General features: G+C 65.2%; 13 protein-coding genes. 4 read left to right on the top strand and 9 right to left on the bottom strand.

Translation table 11 applies throughout. From position 1 onward, the window contains the following. The 4 genes from ABD017_RS09065 to ABD017_RS09050 form a co-directional block, all read right to left on the bottom strand. The gene (locus ABD017_RS09065; protein WP_343882387.1) at positions 1–3,747 is read right to left on the bottom strand and encodes a translocation/assembly module TamB domain-containing protein; all 3,747 of its coding nucleotides are present in this window, start codon (positions 3,745–3,747) and stop codon (positions 1–3) included. A 208-nt stretch (positions 3,748–3,955) separates the two neighbouring features. Beyond that, positions 3,956–5,722 carry an autotransporter assembly complex protein TamA gene (locus ABD017_RS09060; protein WP_343882385.1) on the bottom strand — a complete coding sequence of 589 codons (1,767 nt, stop codon included), beginning with the start codon at positions 5,720–5,722 and terminating at the stop codon, positions 3,956–3,958. Between the two features lie 95 nt (positions 5,723–5,817). Next, the gene (locus tag ABD017_RS09055) at positions 5,818–8,418 is read right to left on the bottom strand and encodes a glycosyltransferase (protein WP_343882383.1); all 2,601 of its coding nucleotides are present in this window, start codon (positions 8,416–8,418) and stop codon (positions 5,818–5,820) included. Between the two features lie 124 nt (positions 8,419–8,542). Beyond that, a complete protein-coding gene (locus ABD017_RS09050) occupies positions 8,543–8,986 on the bottom strand; it encodes a hypothetical protein (RefSeq protein WP_343882382.1) in 444 nt (147 codons plus the stop codon). A gap of 83 nt (positions 8,987–9,069) precedes the next feature. On the opposite strand from ABD017_RS09050, the gene ABD017_RS09045 reads away from it, so the two are divergent. The 4 genes from ABD017_RS09045 to ABD017_RS16775 all read left to right on the top strand — a co-directional run bounded on the left by ABD017_RS09045 (position 9,070) and on the right by ABD017_RS16775 (position 12,444). After that, on the top strand, positions 9,070–9,861 hold the full coding sequence (locus ABD017_RS09045) for an HlyD family secretion protein (RefSeq protein WP_343882380.1): 792 nt from the start codon (positions 9,070–9,072) through the stop codon (positions 9,859–9,861). Further along, complete coding sequence (locus ABD017_RS09040; RefSeq protein WP_425543704.1) at positions 9,851–10,297, top strand: beta-barrel domain-containing protein; 447 nt, start codon at positions 9,851–9,853, stop codon at positions 10,295–10,297. The genes ABD017_RS09045 and ABD017_RS09040 overlap by 11 nt, the downstream gene beginning before the upstream one ends. Continuing rightward, positions 10,290–11,798: a peptidase domain-containing ABC transporter gene (locus ABD017_RS09035; RefSeq protein WP_425543702.1), complete on the top strand. Its 1,509-nt coding sequence runs from the start codon at positions 10,290–10,292 to the stop codon at positions 11,796–11,798. The genes ABD017_RS09040 and ABD017_RS09035 overlap by 8 nt, the downstream gene beginning before the upstream one ends. 313 nt (positions 11,799–12,111) lie before the next feature. Next, positions 12,112–12,444, top strand: coding sequence for a CPBP family glutamic-type intramembrane protease (locus ABD017_RS16775; RefSeq protein WP_425543701.1), 333 nt, complete (start codon positions 12,112–12,114; stop codon positions 12,442–12,444). 234 nt (positions 12,445–12,678) lie between these two features. On the opposite strand, the gene ABD017_RS09025 is transcribed toward ABD017_RS16775, so the two are convergent. The 5 genes from ABD017_RS09025 to ABD017_RS09005 all read right to left on the bottom strand — a co-directional run bounded on the left by ABD017_RS09025 (position 12,679) and on the right by ABD017_RS09005 (position 18,624). Continuing rightward, the gene (locus ABD017_RS09025; RefSeq protein ID WP_343882376.1) at positions 12,679–14,097 is read right to left on the bottom strand and encodes a sensor histidine kinase; all 1,419 of its coding nucleotides are present in this window, start codon (positions 14,095–14,097) and stop codon (positions 12,679–12,681) included. Then, positions 14,094–14,759 (bottom strand): response regulator, encoded by a 666-nt coding sequence (locus tag ABD017_RS09020; RefSeq protein ID WP_343882374.1) that lies wholly within the window; start codon positions 14,757–14,759, stop codon positions 14,094–14,096. The genes ABD017_RS09025 and ABD017_RS09020 overlap by 4 nt, the downstream gene beginning before the upstream one ends. Before the next feature lie 218 nt (positions 14,760–14,977). Beyond that, complete coding sequence (locus ABD017_RS09015) at positions 14,978–15,673, bottom strand: DUF6445 family protein (RefSeq protein ID WP_343882372.1); 696 nt, start codon at positions 15,671–15,673, stop codon at positions 14,978–14,980. Between the two features lie 289 nt (positions 15,674–15,962). Then, complete coding sequence (locus tag ABD017_RS09010; protein WP_343882370.1) at positions 15,963–17,477, bottom strand: tryptophan halogenase family protein; 1,515 nt, start codon at positions 17,475–17,477, stop codon at positions 15,963–15,965. A gap of 124 nt (positions 17,478–17,601) precedes the next feature. Continuing rightward, positions 17,602–18,624: a cupin-like domain-containing protein gene (locus tag ABD017_RS09005; RefSeq protein WP_343882368.1), complete on the bottom strand. Its 1,023-nt coding sequence runs from the start codon at positions 18,622–18,624 to the stop codon at positions 17,602–17,604. Between the last annotated feature and the right edge of the window lie 4 nt (positions 18,625–18,628).

Genomic DNA, 18,628 nt, shown 5'->3' with positions numbered 1-18,628 from the left:
CTACTTCTCGATGCGGTAGTTGAAGCTGGCGCGGCTGAAGTCGGTGGCGTTCTGCGCCTCGAAGCTCCAGCGGTGGCTGAGCCGATAGCGCAAGGTGATCACCGTGCCCGGTTCGAACAGCCCCACGCCGTAGCTCAGGTACAGCCGCGGCGACAGGTACTTGCCCACGGTGAACGCCGACTCGCCGCCAAGCGCCTCGTTGCTGGACACGCTGATGTCGTCCACGCCCACCTGCGAGCCGATGCGCTTGGCCAGCAGGTTGCCCGCGGCCGAACCCAACGCCTGCGCCGCCGCGCCCACCATGTCGCCTTCGCCGCCCTTGACGTCGGACAGCGGCTTGCCGGTGATGAGGTACGACAGCGCATCGGATTGCTCCATCACCGGGTTGGAGAAAACCGTCAGCACCGGCCGCTGCGCCGTGCCGGCGATGTACAGGCCCACTTCCTGGCCTTCATCGATGGTGGCGTTGGGATTGAGCTTGCGCGTGGCGCGGATGTTCAGGCCGGGGTTGTCGATCGGCGTGCTGGCGAACAGCAGTTGGCCACGCTGGATCTGCAGGTTCTGCCCATAGGCGTGATAGGTGCCGGTCACGGCGACCTGCCCCTGGCCGGTGGTGGCGTGACCGGGCCGTTCGTTGACGGTGAGCGCGCCGGTGACGCGGCCATCCAGACCCATGCCCACCACGTGCGTCCGCCGACCCAGGTCGACCTTGACGTGGGCGGTGATGGGCAGCTGGCTGGCGGCCTCCTCCTTCTGCTGCTGGTCCACCACCACGACATCGGGCGAGGCCTTGACGCTGCCGTTGCCGACCAGCCGGTCGGCATTGATGTCGGCGCTGTCGATGGCGACGCTGCCACCGATGTCCAGCCCGTGCGCATCCTGCTTTACGAGCAGGTCCGGCGAGACCACCACCCTGGCGGCGGGAACGTCGGCGGCGGTGAACGCCTCGCCCTTGAGCGCAATGGACGTGGTCGCGCCGGCGCCGATGCCGGCCACGCCATGGATGTCGACATGGCCCTTGCCCGACCGCACGCTGCCATCCAGCCGGATTTGTCGCGCATCGACGGCACTGATGGCCAGGCTGCCATGGCTGAGTTCCAGTCCGATCGCGGGCAGCTCGGCGGCAAAATCGGCGAGGTTGGCATGGCCGCTGACGGACGGCTGCTGCAGCGTGCCGGCGAAACGGAAACTGCCGTCGAGTTGGCCCTTGGCGTTGGCCACGTCGGTGCTCAGCAGCTCGATGAACGCCAGGTTGCGCAGGCGAAGGTCGAGCTCGCCAGCCAGCTGTTGTTGCGCGCCGGTCAGCGTGATATGGCCGTCCAGACGTCCGTTCTCGTCCAGGCCGCTGTGCAGTTCGATACGCTGGCTGCCCGGCGCCAGCGTGGCGGCAAGGCGCAGCCGGTCGTAGCGAAGCAGGGGCTCCTCGCTGCGATCGGTATATGTGACCGAACCACCGGCCGAACGGATCTCGGCGTTGCCGGCAAGTGCGCCCGCGGCGCTGCGGCGAAGCCTGCCTTCGCCTTCCAGCGTGCCGTCGACACGCAACGGCAAGTCGGCGTTGCCGCTGGCGCTCAGCAGCAAGGCCAGCGGCAGCGCGTGCAGGCGGTAACTGGCGTCCAGGTTTCCGCCCTTGCCCCGATTGGCCGCCACGCACACATGCGGATCGCCAGCGGTGAGGCAAAGCTCGGACAGGCTCGCCGCGCCGTTGCGGTAGCGCAGCGACGCGGCCTGCTGCAGGCGCCACTCGGGCATGCCTTGCGGGGCAAGGTCCAGCCTTTCCAGCGTGCCGTCCCAGTTCGCGCCCTTGCTTGAACCGTGCAGGGCAAGCCGGGTGGAAAGCTGCGTGCCCTGCGCATCCAGGGTTAACCGGTGGTTGGCCTGGCTGCCCTCGGCCAGCAGGTGGATCTGCCGGAACGCCAGCCCTTGCACCCAGGCATCGCTGGCCTGTACGTCGAGCTTGCCGGCGGGACGGCTGATGTCGGGCACGCCGGCGATCAGGCGCAGCGTGTCGATTTTCTGCTGCTGCCAGGAAAGCGCCCGGCCGTGGAGTTGCCCGTTGACGGCCAGTCCCGGCAGCTTGCCGCGGATGGTGAAATGGCCGTTTAGACGTCCGCCGGCATCGGGCAGCCAGTCGGCCAGCGAGGCGATCGCCAGTTCCAGCTGCGCGTCGTTGCTGGCTCCCGGCCTGGCGTCCAGCCGGATCGTGCTGCCGCCCGATGCCAGGTCGAGGCGGCCGTCCACCACCTCGTTCGAGGACAGGTGCAGCTTGCCGTGGCCGCTGACAGCGCGTTGGCGCAGCTTGCCGCCCAGCTTGCGGATCTCCAGCGTGGCGTCGGGGCCGTCGCTGGGCAGCGAGCCCTGGCTGGCCAGGTCGAAATCCAGCGCGCCATTCCATCCGGCAAACAACTGTCCGGGATCGAAGCGATCGGCGTTCACCTGCGCCTGCCACGCCAACGCCGGTTGCAGGATCAGGCGACCGCTGGCGCGCACGCCGCCGTTGGCCTGCTCCAGCGCCAGCGTGCGCAGCACCAGGGTCTGCGTGTCGCCATCCAGGTCGAGCGACAACGCCGCCAGCTTGCCGGGTGGCCCGATCGCGATGTCGCCCTCGGCGTGATACTTCGCCGTGCTGCCATGGGCGCTGATCGCGCCGTGGCTGGCCAGCACCTGGCCGGCCAGTTCCTCGGGCAGTTCCAGGTCGCTCCAGCGAAGGTCGAGCGCGGCGCTGACCGGCTTTGCCGCCAGTTGCACGGTACCGGTGGCCGCCAGGTTGCCCTTGATACGCGGCGAGCCGAGGCTCAACTGCTCCAGCGTCAAGGTGTCGAAATCGGGACTGAAGCGGGCACGCAACGGCTGCAACAGCAAGGGGTAGTCGTTGAGGTCGAGCCGGCCTTCCAGGCTGCCGCCGTAGCGATCACCCTGGCCCTTGAGCGTGGCGGCCACGGTATCCAGCGAACTGTCACCCAGAAGCACCTGTGGGTCGAAACGCGGCACGTCGAGCGCGGCGGTCCACGGGTAGTTACCGCCCTGGGTCAGGTCCAGTTGCAGATGCAACGCGCTCGGCTGGCTCAGCGCCAGTTCGACATGCGCCAGCTTGCCGTCGCTCTGCGCTGCCAGTTGCCCGGCAACGTCGACATCGCCCAGCTTCCAGCGGAAGCTGGCCTTGCTGCTGCCGGCGTAGCCGGTGCCGATGGCGAGCGTGCCACCGAGTTGCACGTGGCCGTCCGGCGCCTGCAGCGCCAGTTGTTTCACAACCAGTCCGCTGTCGGTCCAGCTGCCCGACAGATCGAGCTGATTGGACAGAAAAATCGGCGCACCGCCCTGGCGGATGGCCAACGAGCCCACGTGCACGCGATCGAGCCACAGCTGTACCGGCGGCTTCAGCGAGAACGCCGTGCGCTCCCGCGATGGCGGCGAGCTTGGCGGCAAGCTCACCTCGACGCCGTCCGCGTCCAGGTCGAGTACGTGCACACGGCGCGCCAGCAGCGGCCAGAGGCGTACGTGCAAGTGCGCCTTGGCCACCGTCACCACGGTGCCGCTGCCGTCGTCGTAGCGCAATCCCGTGACATCGATCGGACCGGCCAGGTGACCGCGCACCTGCTGCACGCGCAGCGCGCCGTGGTTGAAACCTTCAGCCCGATCGAGCGCAAAACGCAGCCCCGCATGGCTGCCCAGCAGCCACCACAGCCCCGCCGCCGCAACCAGCAGCAGGGCGGCAAGGGTGAGGGCGATGCGCTTGAGCCATTTCATGGGGTGGCCGGGATTCGGGATTTGGGATTAGGGATACGGAAAAGCCTGGAGCACGAGCCGTAAGCGCATCGCCTATCCTCCTGAGCGTAGACCTGAAGGGCCGAAATCGAGGGGCCGCCACCGGCGACTGCGCGACGCCTTACGCCCAGGCGGGACGACGGCAGCGCCGCTTTTGCCAATTCCGAATCCCGAATCCCGAATCCCGATTTCATAAATCTGGCCCGATCACCAAATGCAGCTCCACGCCATGGGCATTGGCGTCGCGGATCGGCGTGCCGACGTCGACGCGGATCATGCCTACCGGGCTCAGCCAGCGAACGCCCAGGCCGGCGCCGATGCGTGGCCGGTAGTCGGTGCCGGTGAACGCATTGCCGGCGTCGACGAACGCGGCCATGCCCCAACGGCGGGTGAAGTAGTGCTCCAGCTCCGTGCTGGCCACCAGCAGGTTGCGTCCGCCGACGACGCGGCCGGCGCTGTTGCGCGGGCCGATCGACTGGAAGCCGTAGCCGCGCACCGAGCGGTCGCCACCGGCAAAAAAGCGCAGCTGCGGCGGCAGCGCGGAAAAATCGCTGGTGCGGGTGATGCCGGCGCTGCCGCGCAGGATCAAGCGGTTGCGGCTGCGTTCGCCGAACGCGTGGATCCACTTGGCGTCGGCGGTGAGCTGGCTGAAGCTGGCGTCGGACAGCAGCGTCCCGGCGGTGCTGCGCGCGGCCAGGTTGACCGACCAGCCGCGCCGCACGAAGGTGGCGTTGTCGGCCTTCTTGCGCGACAGCGCCGCTTCGGCGAACACCAGCGTGCTGCGGCCGTGGTCGATGCCGGGCGTGTTGTCCGGCTCGTTGCCGCGCTTGCCCACGGTGAAGGTGCCCGACAGCGCATGCGCGCCGATGGTGCGCACCCAGCCATGCCATTGCCGCGTTTCGTTGCCCACCAGTTCCAGCGTGCGCGATTGCGAGGTGGTGGTGTCGGCATCGCGGAAATTGGCGCCGACGTTGTAGCTGCGCTGGTTGGGGCCGGGCAGGGGAATCGAATAGAGCGTGGAGAGCGTCTTCAACCGCTGCGCCACCACCAGTTCGTTCTTCCACTTGTGGCCGCGCCGGTTGACCCAGCGTCGCTCCATGCCGCCACGCACGCCGAAACCCGTATCGGTACCGATGAAAGGCCCGCCGGTATAGATCGTGCGCTTGGCCGGCGCCAGTTGCACGGTGACGTCGACCACGCCGGCGTGGGCTTCGTCCACGTCGGGCAGCACGTTGACCACCGAAAAATAATCGGCGCCGTTCAGCGCCTGCTGCAGCGCCAGCAACTGGTCCTGTTCGAAATAATCGCCGGACTTGAACGGCACGTAGCGATCGAGAAACCCCTCGGCAAACTGCGAGCCCTCGAAGTGCACCTTGCCGTAGCGGTAGCGTGGGCCTGCCTGCCAGGCCAGCTTGACCACCGCGCTTCGATCCGCGCGCGTCACCTCCACGCGATGGGTGCGCAGGCGCGCATCGAGGAAGCCATGCGCGGTCAATTCGGCCGAGAGCGCGTCGCGTGCGGCATCGTAGGCACCGTGGTTCAGCACCTGGCCCTTGAGCCGCTCGATCGCGCGTCGCGCGCGGCGGATCGACCCGATGCGCGACGCGGTCTCATCCAGCTGCAGTTCCACCGCCGTGACCTTCACCGGCTCGCCCGGTTTCACGTGCAGCGTCACGCGCCAGTCCTTGCCCAGCGGCTGAACGTCGCTGGTGATGGTGGCGTCGTAGTAGCCGTACGGCTCCAGCGCGCGTTGGCCCTGCTCCGGCGCACGCTCCACCAATCGCCGAACCTGTGCATCGCTGACATCGCGCGTGGCGTACTGCGACAGATCGACCGCCGTCGCCACGGCCCCGCGCAGCGGATCATCCACGCCATCGACCATCAGCTGCACGTTCGCCTGTGCCAGCGGCGGCAGCAGGCACAACAGCAGACTCAGGCGTCGGAACATTCGGCGCATTCGTGGTGGCGACCTTCGGCAAAGTGAGGGCAGCTTACCCAAGCGCGTGTGGGCGTCGTATGAACCGGGCGCCCATTCCCGCATGACGCGCCGGATCAACCCGCCTTGTCGCCCGCCTTGTGCGCGATCCACGCGCCAATCACCGCCGAGAAATACGGGATCGATTGCGCGCTGAGGATGAAGATCCACAGCGTGCCCTCGATGTAGCGGGTGCCGAAGCCGGTTGCCATGCCGATCACGCACAGCACCAGTGCGATCGCCATCAACAGTTCTTCGCGCACCGGCGCGAACGCGGCGAAGCTCGATTCGCCCAGGCGGCGGCTCTTGGCGGTGACCACGAACGAGGTCTTCTCGCGCGTCAGGCCGTGCAGGATGCCGCGGGCGATGGCGTGGGAAAGCCCCATGCTGGCCAGCGAGGCCATCAGCGTGTCGTACCAGCCGCACGGCACGCGGGCGCGGTACAGCACGATGCCGAAGATGGCCTTGGCGAAGAAGAAGCCGATCACCGGAATCAGGAACAGCTGCATCGGCAGGCTGAACACCTGCGGGAACGCCACCATGCCCGCGGTCCAGAAAATCGCCATCAGGGTGAAGATCAGATGCAGCGCATCGGCAAACCAGCTGAACCAGCCGGTGAGGAAATGGAAACGCTGCCCCACCGACAGCGGGCCACGCTGGGTCATCCAGTTCCAGCGGCCCTTCAGGATCTGCATGGCGCCGAACGCCCAGCGGTAGCGCTGGCTCTTGTACGCCTTGAAATCGGCCGGGGTGAGGCCCTTGCCCATCAGTTCGTCGACGTAGACCAGCTCGTAGCCGGCGTGCATCAGCCGCAGGCCCAGCTCGGCGTCCTCGCAGATCGTCCATTCCGACCAGCCGCCGGTGCCTTCCAGCGCGCTCCGGCGGACCATCGTCATGGTGCCGTGCTGGATGATCGCGTTGCGCTCGTTGCGGTGATGCATGCCGATGCGGAAGAAGCCGTCGTATTCCCACGCGGTCATGCGGCGGAAGGTGTTGTTCTCGAACTCGCGGTGCGCCTGCGGGCACTGCACCACCGCCACCTTCGGGTCGTGGAAGTAGCCGGTGAGCGTGGCCAGCCAGTCGGGACGCACTTCATAGTCGGCGTCGATCACCGCCACCACGTCGGCGGCCGGATCGGTTTCCTTCAGGCCGAAGTTCAGCGCGCCGGCCTTGTAGCCAGGCCACGGTTCAAGATGGAAGAAGCGGAAGCGCTTGCCCAGCTGCTCGCAATACGCCTGCACCGGTTTCCATACATCCGGGTTCTTGGTGTTGTTGTCGATCACCAGCACCTCGAAGTTGGCGTAATCCAGCGCGGCCAGCGAATCGAGGGTGACGATCACCATTTCCGGTGGTTCGTTGTAGCAGGCCAGGTGGATCGACACGAACGGCTGCTTTTCCGGCGGATCGGGCCTGAGCATGCCGGCGTCACGCATCCAGCGGCGGCGCCACAGCACCTCGGTGAACTCGAAGCCGTTGATCAGCAGGATTGCCAGAATCGCGATCTGCGCCGGGAACAACAGCACCAGCATGGTCCAGTCGACCCAGCTGAGGTAGAAGTTGAACGGCAGCGTGGCCGACCAGGTGATCAATCCGCAGGCCAGCTGGATCAGCATGCAGAAGAACAGCCGGCCCATCAGCTTGAAGCGGCTGAAGCGGCGCGCGAACAGGATCATCGGCAGCAGCGCCAGCAGGCTGGCGGCCAGCGCCTTCCACGGCCAGGCGGTGTCTTCGGTGACCGGGCCGGTGAACGGGAATTTCAGCTGCCGGTCGGCATTGAACATGCCCCAGTACGCGCCGGTGCGGCCTTCGCCCAGGCCCTCCTTCCATGGCTGGTCGAACGCTTCCATCACGTAGTAGTCGATGTGCTGCTCGCGCGCCGCGTTGAACCACTGGCGCAGGAAGATCGCCTCGTTCGACACCGACGGCGTGGCGTACTGGAAGCGGTCGCCATTGGACGGCCAGCCGATTTCGCCCACCACGACGGGCTTGTTCGGATACAGCTGGCGCAGGTGGTTGTAGCGCGACAGCGCGTCGGCCAGCGCATCCTTGCGGTCGATGCCGTTCCAGTAGGGGAACAGGTGCACGGTGATGAAGTCGACGTGCTGCACCAGCTCGGGATACTTCTCCCAGATGTGCCACGGCTCGGCGGTCGACACCGGCTGGTGCAGCGCGGCGCGCACACGATCGAGATAGGTCATCAGCTGCTCAGGACTGATGTCGTTGCGCAGCAGCACCTCGTTGCCCACGATCACCCGGTTGACCGTACCCGGGTAGTGCCGGGCCTGGGCGATCAGGGTGTCGATCTCCTTCTCGTTGTTGTCCAGCCGCCGGTCGATCCAGGCGCCGGCCATCACCTTCAGCCCCTCGCGCTCGGCCAGCCGCGGCACCTGCGGGTTCTCCAGCATCGAGTAGGTGCGCACGCGCGAGGTGTACTTGCTGATCAGCTTGAGGTCACTGTCGATCTCCTCGTCGCTGGGAAAATCGTTCTTCAGCGGACTCTGGTAGCGCTGGAAGGCCGACAGCGCGAAACCGCCGATCTTGCCGTGCCAGTCCTCCGGCCCGTGCGGCAGGTTGCCCCACCACCACAACCCGATATTCATTGACGCCACGATCAGCGCCAGCACCACGGCGGAGAGCAACGGAAACCGGCTGTGCTGCTTTGCTGCGTTGGCGCTCAAAGAAAAACCCCGGAGAAAGCCTGCGCAACAGGCGATAAAGCCCACGGAGCTTAACCAATGGATGGCATCGGGCTCAATAAAAGCCGCCGGCGGCGGTCAGCGCAAGGTCAGGCGGTGGCGCGGGTCAGGTCAGGGGCGCCAGGTTTTCGGCAAGGGCGGCGGAATCCGCCACCAGCATTTGAAGCCGGCCGCCAAGTTGCGCCGCCGTCGGAATCAGCACTGCGCCGATGCTGCCGAGTCGGTAGCCCAGCCGTCTGCTCATGCGCCGCCAAACCTCCCGGTTCGATGCATCGAATGACTGCTCGATCTGCGCGCGAAGCAGCCATTCACCCACGTCGGCTTCCAGCGTCGTCGCCATCGCCTCGATCAATCGCGGCTCGGCTTGGCTACCGCGCGTGCGCCAGTTGCTGACGGTCTGACATTTGATGCCCAGCGCGGCGGCACCGGCGCTGTCGGTGCGCGCGCCGATGTGCAATTTGTATTTCTCGAAAAGTTGGATAGTCGCCGACACATCTTCACCCTGTTGATTAGCGTACTCAAGGTGAGTATAAAAAGACGGTTGGCTCATCCTAGCCGGTGCAGAGCCATCTAGCGACAGGGAGTAGCTCGTGTCAGGATTGCTGTTTCGACAGGAAGTCGCGGACGCCCGCCGTGGAGAATGGCTGGGCCATCATTGTCGCGGCGCCCTTGTCGCGCTGGGCCCTCACCGTGTTGGTCGTGGCGTTCGCCGCCGCCATTCTTCTGTTTCTCGTTTTCGGCCACTACACCCGCCGCGAGACCGTGGTGGGCCAGTTGGTGCCCAGCGCCGGGCTGCTGAACGTCGTGGCTCCCGGCGCCGGTACCGTGACCAAGCTGTACGTGCACGATGGACAAGCCGTCAAGGCCGGCGGCGTGTTGCTGGAGTTGTCCGGTGATCAGGACAGTGCGGCGTTGGGTGATACGCATGCCCTTGTGGGGCAGCAGCTGGAGGCGCAGCGCGATCGGCTGCAGGCCGACCTCGCCAACCAACAGCAACTAGGCAGGCAGCAGACCGATGCGTGGCGCGGCAAGATCGTGCTGCTGCAGGCCCAGCTGAGGCAGATCGGCGACCAGCAGAGCATCGCCCGTCAGCAGATGACGAGCAACCAGCATCTGCTGGAGCGCATCGAGCCGCTGGGTGCCAAGGGGTACGTTTCCGAGGTGCAGATCCAGCAGCAACGCGCCGCCGTGCTGGAGGCGAAGAGCCAGCTCAAGACCTTGAACCCGGCAGCAACTGGATACGCGCCAGCAACTCGATGCCGCTCGCCAGCAACTGGCACAACTGCCGCTGGATCTCGCCACCAAGCGCAACGACACCGAGCGTCAACTTGCGGGGGTGGCGCAATCCATTGCCCAGAACGAGTTGCAGCGTGCCACCGTCTTGCGTGCGCCTCGCGACGGCACGGTCTCCGCCGTGCTGCCTAAGCCAGGGCAGATGGTGAGTGCGGGCCAATCGCTGCTGTCCATTCTCCCGGCTGGCTCCGCCCTGCAGGCGCAATTGCTGGTGCCCAGCCGTGCCATCGGCTTCATCGACCCGGGCAGCAAGGTCGTGCTGCGCTACGAGGCGTTTCCGTACCAGAAGTTCGGGCAGCAGTACGGTGAGGTCGCCGACGTCTCGCGCGGTGCCCTGGGCGCCTCCGATATCGCCGCCCTGATCGGCCAGCAAAGCCAGCAGCCGTTGTACCGCGTGCAGGTGACGCTGGATCGCTCCTTCGTACTGGCCTATGGCAGGCGCGAGGCGCTGAAACCCGGTATGGCGCTGCAGGCGGACATATTGATGGATCGGCGCCGCCTGCTGGGATGGGTGTTCGAGCCGCTGTACGGCATGGCGCACCACCTGACAGGAGGTGCCCATGGCTGACGGCTCGCAATCGCGCGCGAAGGCGCATGTCGTGTATCGCTCCGCCCTTCAATTCGGCTGGTCACGCCGGCTGCCCATGATGTTGCAGACCGAAGCCGCCGAATGTGGTTTGGCCTGCCTGGCGATGATCGCCACCCATCACGGCCACGACGTGGACCTGGCGGGCCTGCGCCGGCGCTTCTCCACCTCGCTCAAGGGCATCACCCTGGCCCGCTTGATGGAAATGGCGGGCCAGCTCGGCTTCACCTGCCGCCCGCTCAAGCTCGATCTGGATGAACTCCCGCAGTTGCGCACGCCCTGCGTGCTGCACTGGGATCTCAACCACTTCGTGGTGCTCAAGCGCGCCGACAAGCGTGGCATCGTGATCCACGACCCCGCACGTGGCATCCGCAAGCTAGGTTTGCGCGAGGCCTCCGAACATTTCACCGGCGTGGCGCTGGAGCTGACACCCGCGGCTGACTTTACCCCCGTGAGCGTGCGCCAGGCCATCTCGCTGCGCACGCTGACCGGCAAGGTACGCGGCCTGGTGCCGGCGCTGGGGCAGATCCTGCTGCTGGCCCTGGCGCTGGAAGTGTTCGCGCTGGCCGGGCCGTTCTACCTGCAATGGGTGCTGGATCAGGTACTGGTGTCCGCCGACCACAGCCTGCTTACGCTACTTGGTCTGGGCTTTCTCGGCATCACGGTGTTCTCCGCCCTTATCACGGCGGCGCGCTCGTGGGCAGTGACCTGGCTGGGTGCCACGATCAACGTGCAGTGGGCCAGCAACCTGTTCGGCCACCTGATGCGCCTGCCGCTGGACTGGTTCGAGAAGCGCCATATCGGCGACGTGGTATCGCGCTTCGGCTCCATCCAGACCATCCAACAAACCCTCACCACGCAGTTCATCGGCTCGTTGCTTGATGGCCTGATGTCGCTGGTGACTCTGGTGGTGATGGGCTTCTACAGCCTCACGCTCACCACCCTTGTGGTGGGCCTGTTCCTGGCCTACGGCCTGCTGCGCTGGGCCTTCTTCGACCCGCTGCGGCGGGCGAACGAGGAGCGGATCGTCTACGGCGCCCGCCAGGAGAGCGAACTGCTGGAGTCCATCCGCGGCGCCATGCCGATCAAGCTGGCCAACAAGCAGGACGAGCGCTTCGCGCGTTACGCCAACGCCACGGTAGCCACCGCCAATCGCGGCATCGGCATCCAGCGCCTCGTCATCGCCTTCATGCTGGGCAACCAGCTGATGTTCGGCATTGGCCGGGTCGCGACGATCTGGATCGCCGCCACGCTGGCATTGGAGAACACGTTCACCGCCGGCGCCCTGATCGCCTTCATCGCCTACGCTGACCAGTTCACCGGGCGTGCGGCGGGGCTGATCGTGCTGGGCGAGCGACCCAGCGACCGACCGACGGCACGCAGGCTGTCGCCAGACTCCAGCCGCTGCTGGATCTCCACTCTCTCTTCCAACGTCAGTTCGCTATATGTTCTCATCGCAACAGCCTATGCCAGATCGGACTAGGTGTTGCACGTGGAGTTTGAGACGGCCAAAAAACTTTCTAGATGAAATGTAATGCCATGGCCTCGCGGAAATGGCATTGCATTCTTTACCCGCTGTTTGGGAAACCGCGAATGTACGGAACGATAATGAAGTCAAGGTTGGTCGCACTGGATGAGCGGATTACACGATTAAATGTTGCAAAAATCATCGTTGTTATGCTCTTTTTGTCATACTTGTCCCCGCTCATTGCTGATTCCATATTATATGTACTTCAAACCTTGTTGTTCGGTGCGCGCCCATAAATCATGAGCATGATTTTCTTGGGACAAAAGGGTTGGTCTCCCTGGCGATTGCCGGATGTCTTATAGCGCCACCATTGGAAACATTGCTTTTGCAGTGCGTGCCCATACGCATTTGCCAGGTATCGCTTCACTGGTCAAGGACGCGCTCGATAATCATCTCCGCGCTACTGTTCGGTGCTCTTCATTATTACAGTTTCGGATACGCGGTCTGGGCATTCGCGGCTAGCCTGACGTTGGCCTATGCGTTCACGGTGTTCGACCGAAAAGGCAGCAACTCGGTGCTCTGGGTTTCAATATTGCACGCCGCAAGAAATGGCGTCAGCCTTGTATATCTGATTTTTAACCTTAAGAACCATGCATTGTGAAGCGCCGGGGCCGATTCGATTTTGAAATCCGGGCACGCAAGAAACAAAGCAACGGCGGCAAGTTTGATTTGGCGTGACAGCCAGGGATGGCCTGAGCAAGTCGTCATCCCAGCAAAAGCCGGGATTCGGTACCCCGACGTCGCCCCGGCAACCTCTTGAAGACCATGGATTCCAGCTTGAGCGGCCCTTCGGCCGTTGAAAAGCGCTTCGCTGGAATGGAGACCAAAGGTTTGTTCAGACTTTCCCTGGCGTTTGCGGGATCGCCACCCGCACGCGCAGGCCGTTGCCGAACGGCGAGTCGAGCAGTTCGATGGTGGCGCCGTGCAGTTGGGCGGCGCGCTGCACGATCGACAGGCCCAGCCCGAAGCCGTCGCCGTGGCTGCCGGCTTCGCGATGGAAGCGGGCGAATACGCTGGCGCGGCGTTCGGCCGGGATGCCGGGGCCATCGTCGATGACGTCGATCAGCGCCATGCCCTGGCCCTGTTCGATCGCCAGTTGCACCTGGCCGCCGCGCGGAACGTGGCGCAGCGCATTCTCGACCAGGTTGCGCAGCAGCGCCGCGAGCGCGGCCTCGTAGCCTTGCACGGGTACGTGCGGCGTCAGTCGCGAAAAGCTGAGGTCCACGCCACTGTCGGCGATCACGGCCGACAGCTCCTCGATCACATCCATCGCCACGGCGACCAGGTCGACGTGGCTGCGCTGGCCCGATGCCGCGCCGGCTTCCAGTCGGGCCAGCGCCAGCAGTTGTTCGATCCGTCGCGCCAGCCGCGCGATGCCATGCTGGGCGCTGCCCAGGCCGGTCTTGAGCTCGGCCGGGTCGGTGGTGGCCATCGCGCTTTCGAGGTTGATCATGGCGCTGGCCAGCGGCGTGCGCAGCTCGTGCGCCACGTCGGCGCTGAAGCGGCGCTCGCGCTCCAGCGCATCCTCGAGCCGCGCCAATTGGCCGTTCAGTGCGGCCAGCACAGGCTGAAGTTCCTGCGGTGCGGCGGGCAGGCGGATCGGTGCATGACTGCCCGGTTGCCGGGTCGAGAGTTCGCGAGTCAGGGTTTCGAGCGGGGAAAGTCCGCGCCTTACCGCCCAGCCCACCAGCCAGGCCAGCAAGGGCAGGCCAACCAGGAGCGGAAGGCTGTGTTCCAGCCATACCGCATGCATGATGTCGTTGCGGCTGTCGTAGCGCTCGCCGGTGCGGATCATCACGCGGTCGAGATCGTCGTGCAGGGTGAATATGCGCCAGCGATACTTGCCCTGACGTACGTCCTGGAAGTCGGCGTCGGTAGCGGTTGGCTGCAGCAGGGTCGCGATGGTGGTGGTTGTCAGCATCGTGCGACCGGCGTGATCGAACACCTGGAAGCCCACTTCGGATTCGTAGGTTCGATGCCGCCGCGGCAATGTGGCTTGGCCGACCTCGATCGGTACCAGCATGCCGGTGGCATCCCGACCCTGCAGCGCGGACAGGCCGGCGTGTTCGATCAGCACCTGCAGGGTGCGCGCCGATTGCGCCAGCCGGCCGTCGGACAGTTCGTCCACCTCGGTGATCGTGCGCTGGAAGCTGAAAATCCCCAATGGCAGCAGCACCGCCAGCAACACCAGGATGATCAGCAGGCGCAATCGCCCGTGCAGGCTGGCCGGTTTCAGCGGGCTCGTCCGCTTCATTGGGGTTCGCGCGGAATCATGTAGCCGAAGCCGCGCACGGTCTGGATGGTGTCGAAGCTCAGCTTGCGGCGCAGCGTATGCACCAGCACTTCCAGCGCGCTGCTGCCGACGATGTTGTCCAGCCCGTAAAGCGAATTCTCCAGACCCTCGCGGCGCACCAGCCGCCCGGCGCGCTCCATCAGGATCTGCAGCAGGGCGAACTCGCGCTTGGTCAGCTCCACTCTTTCGCCGCGAAAGCGCACTTCGGACGTGCCAAGGTCCAGGCTCAGTGCGCCTGCCTCGATGCGGTTCGCCGCCAGCCCTTGCGCACGCCGGGTCAACGAACGGATGCGCGCCGCCAGCTCGTCCAGGTGGAAGGGCTTGACCAGGTAGTCGTCGGCGCCGGCGTCGAGGCCGCGAACGCGGTCATCCAGTCCGTCGCGGGCCGTCATCACCATCACCGGCGTGGTGACGTGGCTGCGGCGCGCTTCGGTCAGCACCTCCATGCCGTCCTTGCCGGGCAGGCCGAGATCCAGCAATACCAGGTCGGCGGTCTGGTCGCGCAACGCGCTCAGCGCCTCGCGACCGTCACGCAGCCAGGTGACCGTATAGGCCAGACGCTCCAGCGCCCGCGCGATGGCGGCGCCGAGCTGCGTGTCGTCTTCCACCAGGATGATGTGCACGGCGTTACCTTCGAAACCGGGCCCGCGAATCGATCCGCGGCAAGCATGACATGCTGTGGATTATCCGAGGCTTCGCTTACGAAGGGCTTAAAGGCGTGCCGCACCGCGCAGATGCCTGTGGGAGCGACTTCAGTCGCGATGCTTTTGCGTCAGACATCAGAGCATCGCGACTGAAGTCGCTCCTACAGGGAACCTCGAAAAACCCGGCGCATGTGGGGTCACATCACGTCGATGAAGCTGTTGATCGACAGTCGCCCGGTCAGTGGATCGGGCGGCGGAATGTCGTGGTTTTCGATGCAGGCCGAGTGCAGCGAGTTGCGTCGGTAGACGAGCATGCGGTTGAACACGGCATCGGCCCTGGCGGTCTGCTCGAACAGCGCGGTGTCACCATTGATATAGCCGGGGGCAGGGGCGTCGGCACCCTGGCTTTCCGCTTCAAGCTGGCGGAAATAGGCTTCCTTGCGCCCATCGTCGATGGACTCGAAACCGGTCTTGCGGTGGCGGTAGAAGGCGGTGCCGCCCCAATGGCCGTGGAACAGGTAATGCACGGTGGCCAAGCCGTCGCCGCCGGTCGAATCGATGTGTGGCACGCGTTGCAGGAACTTCAGTTCCTGCGGCGGCGTGGCCACCAGCGAGTAGTGGCACATCGAGAACTTGAAGCGTCCGGGCTGGATACCGAAATGCTCGAGCAGCAGCGGGTTGAGCACCGACTCCAGAAAAGGCGCGTACATGGCCGGAGCCCGCGTACGCGGTCCGGGAAAGTAGTTGCTCGTGATATCGAAGGCGCGGCGCGCGGCCTTGCGCACCAGTCGCTCGGGATCGGCGACGAGGTTGTCGATGACCAGCAAGGGCGCAGCTTCGTTGCCGAAGCTGCGCTTCTCGATGCGCATGTTGGCGTGACGTTCGATCAGCATCGCAGAAGTCTCGGGTTGTGTAGAAAACCACGATCCCGTGGTTCCCTTCTATCGGACGTCTCATACATGCCCGAACGCCAGCGCGAGGACCCGTCGCTTGCGCGACCGACCCACGCGCGGGCATCGGGCAACTGCTCCATGCGTTGCCTCAGCTCGGGCATCGGGCAATTGCTCCATGCATTGCTTCAACTCGGGCATCGGGCAATTGCTCCTTGCGTTGCCTCAACTCGGGCATCCATGCCCTCGCCATGCCCTCGCCCTGGTTGGAGCCGGGTAGCCGAAAACTGCCTCAGCCCAGTCGATGCATGTCCCATATGCCGTCAGGCGACTTGCAATAGCGATCGATGAACTCCTGCTGCACGGGCATCAAGGGCAGGATGCGATCGATCGGCCCACGGATGCTGTCGAGCAGGCGGCGCAGGTCGTTGTCCGACAGCTCCCGCGTCACCGGATGGTGCTGGGTCGGCATGACTTCCTGGCCCAGGAAAACGTGCATCCACGAGGTGGTCGCGAACAGTTCGCCCTGGTCCTTCCACACATGCGCGCGGTCGCGCCAGGCGTCGATGCGGATCTGCAGGGAATCGGGCAGCGACATCTCGCGGCAGTCCTTCCACATTTTCTCTTCACGCTTGTTGGCGTGATAGTGCAGGGTGATGAAGTCGCGCACGTGTTCCAGTTCGCCACGGCAGACATCGTTGTAGCGCTTGACCAGCGAGTCCGGGATGCCTTCGGACGGGAACAGCTCCACCAGCAGCATCACCGCGCTCATCGCCAGGTGGATGCTGGTCGACTCCAGCGGTTCGATGAAGCCGCTGGCCAGGCCCAATGCCACCACGTTCTTGTTCCACGCCTTGAGCCGGCGTCCGGTGCGGAACTTCACCTGCCACGGGTCCCTGACCGGCTCGGCGCCGACATCGTGCAGCAGCTTGGCGCGTGCCTCGTCGTCGGACATGTAGCGGCTGTCATACACCAGCCCGCAGCCGACGCGATGCTGTACGGGGATGTGCCAGCGCCAGCCCGCCTCGTGGGCGATGGCGCGCGTATACGGCACCGGCGACGGATCGACCGAACGGGTCTGCACGGCAATCGCGCGGTCGCAGGGCAGCCAGTTGTTCCAGTCCTCGTAACCGGTCTTCAGCGTTTGCTCGATGAGCAGGCCGCGGAAGCCGGTGCAATCGATGAACAGGTCGCCTTCGATCACCTGGCCATCGTCCAGCAGCAGCGATTCGATATAGCCGCTGTCGGGGTTCTGGCGCACTTCCTTGATCATGCCCTCGATCCGCTTGATCCCGTAACGCTCGAACTTCTTGCGCAGGAACTCGACGTAGAGCGCGGCATCCATGTGGTACGCGTAGTTGATCTCCGGGTTTTCGGTCAGCGCGAACTTGTCCTCCAGCGCAGCCATCGCTTCCAGGCTGAAATTGCCCAGATCCGACTTCATGCCGCGGCGCAGGCTCTCCAGCCAGTATTGCTGGAACCCGGCGACCAGCGTGCCCTTGCCGGTATTGCCGAAAGGATGGATGTAACGGTGCCCCGGCCGGACGAAGTTCTCGAACGAGATGGCCAGCTTGAACGTGCCGGCGACCGCGCGCAGGAATTCCTGCTCGTCGATGTTCATGAACCGGTTGAAGTTGCGAACCGGCGGCACGGTGGCTTCGCCCACGCCGACAGTGGCGATCTTGGACGATTCAACCAGCGTCACCTCGATCTGGTCCCGCAGCTGGTACGCCAGCGCGCTCGCCGCGATCCACCCCGCCGTGCCGCCGCCAGCGATCACCACCTTGCGAATTCTGTTGCTACCCACGTCTACCCCTCCCCATTTTGGTCGTACTTCATTTTCCCCGCTTTTGCGGGGTTCCGTAGTGCTTGAGACGTTTTGCCGCGCTCGTGCTAGGGCGGCTTGAAACGTCCGTCGAGGTCGCCGGGGTTCATCGGTTGAGCCGGTCAATCAGCATGGCGCGCAGCTGCCGGACCCTGGTTTCGTCCAGCGGGCCAAGCGCGCCGCGTGCTTGCTCGGGGAGATGCTCCGCGGCCCGCTCGGCGGGGCCGAACACGTAATAGTCGAAGACGTCGCGCCAGGCGCGTTTCTCATGCTCGGGGCGGTCGCGGATGGCCCACAGCGCGTGGTAAAGCGCGTGCATGGGTGTGGGCACGTCGTGGCGCACGCTGCTCCACCAATAATTCACCAATACGTTGAACGGCTCGAGCCCTTCCACGTGGTGCCACCACATGTTCGGAATGAATATCGCATCACCAGCCTCCAGCTCCACGGCTTGCGCGGAGGCGAGCGCTTCGCGAAAACGCGGATACTTGCCGAAATCGGGCGCGGCAAAATCCACGACACTCACGACTTGCCCCCCTGGCGTCGGCTCCAGCGGGCCGGGATACAGGTTGCTGATCTGCTCCGGCGGGAACAGCGTGAATCGACGGCGGCCTACGGCATTGCAGGCGATGTTGTTCATCGCGTCGTAATGGGCCGAGGCGATGGTGCGGTTGCCGATCCAGATGCGTGGGGGGGCATCGATTCCGCTGGCCGCAAAATTCAGATCGTCGGTTTCGCGCAGGCCCGGCAACAAGGCGTCGACGGGTGCCGAGGCCATGTACCAGGTGGGCGGCCGTGGGTCGTCCAGATGTGCGCCGATTTCGTCGAGGAGTTCGGTAAGCGTGCCGCGCAGCACCTGACAATTGATGGCGGTGAAGTCGTCGTTGTAGAACACGCGCCCGGCGATATCGGGTGCGCCATGGGAGTACTGGATCGGCCGCTGATTGTAGAAGCGGGCCAGGCAGGCCATGGCATCCGTCGTGGAGCGCTGTCCTGCCCTGGTCAGCTCCCAGTCGCGCACCAGAGCGCGCAGGACGACAGGTTGTCCTGCTTCGAGCAATTCGTCGACGGGAAGTGCGTCGGCGCGAACATCCGATCGCTCGCGGACGCTGGCAACAGGCTCCCTCATGGCA

Source organism: Rhodanobacter caeni, assembly GCF_039523575.1.
Taxonomy (GTDB): domain Bacteria; phylum Pseudomonadota; class Gammaproteobacteria; order Xanthomonadales; family Rhodanobacteraceae; genus Rhodanobacter; species Rhodanobacter caeni.
Note: the sequence above shows the minus strand (reverse complement) of the source record. Positions and strands in the feature narration are given on the sequence as shown.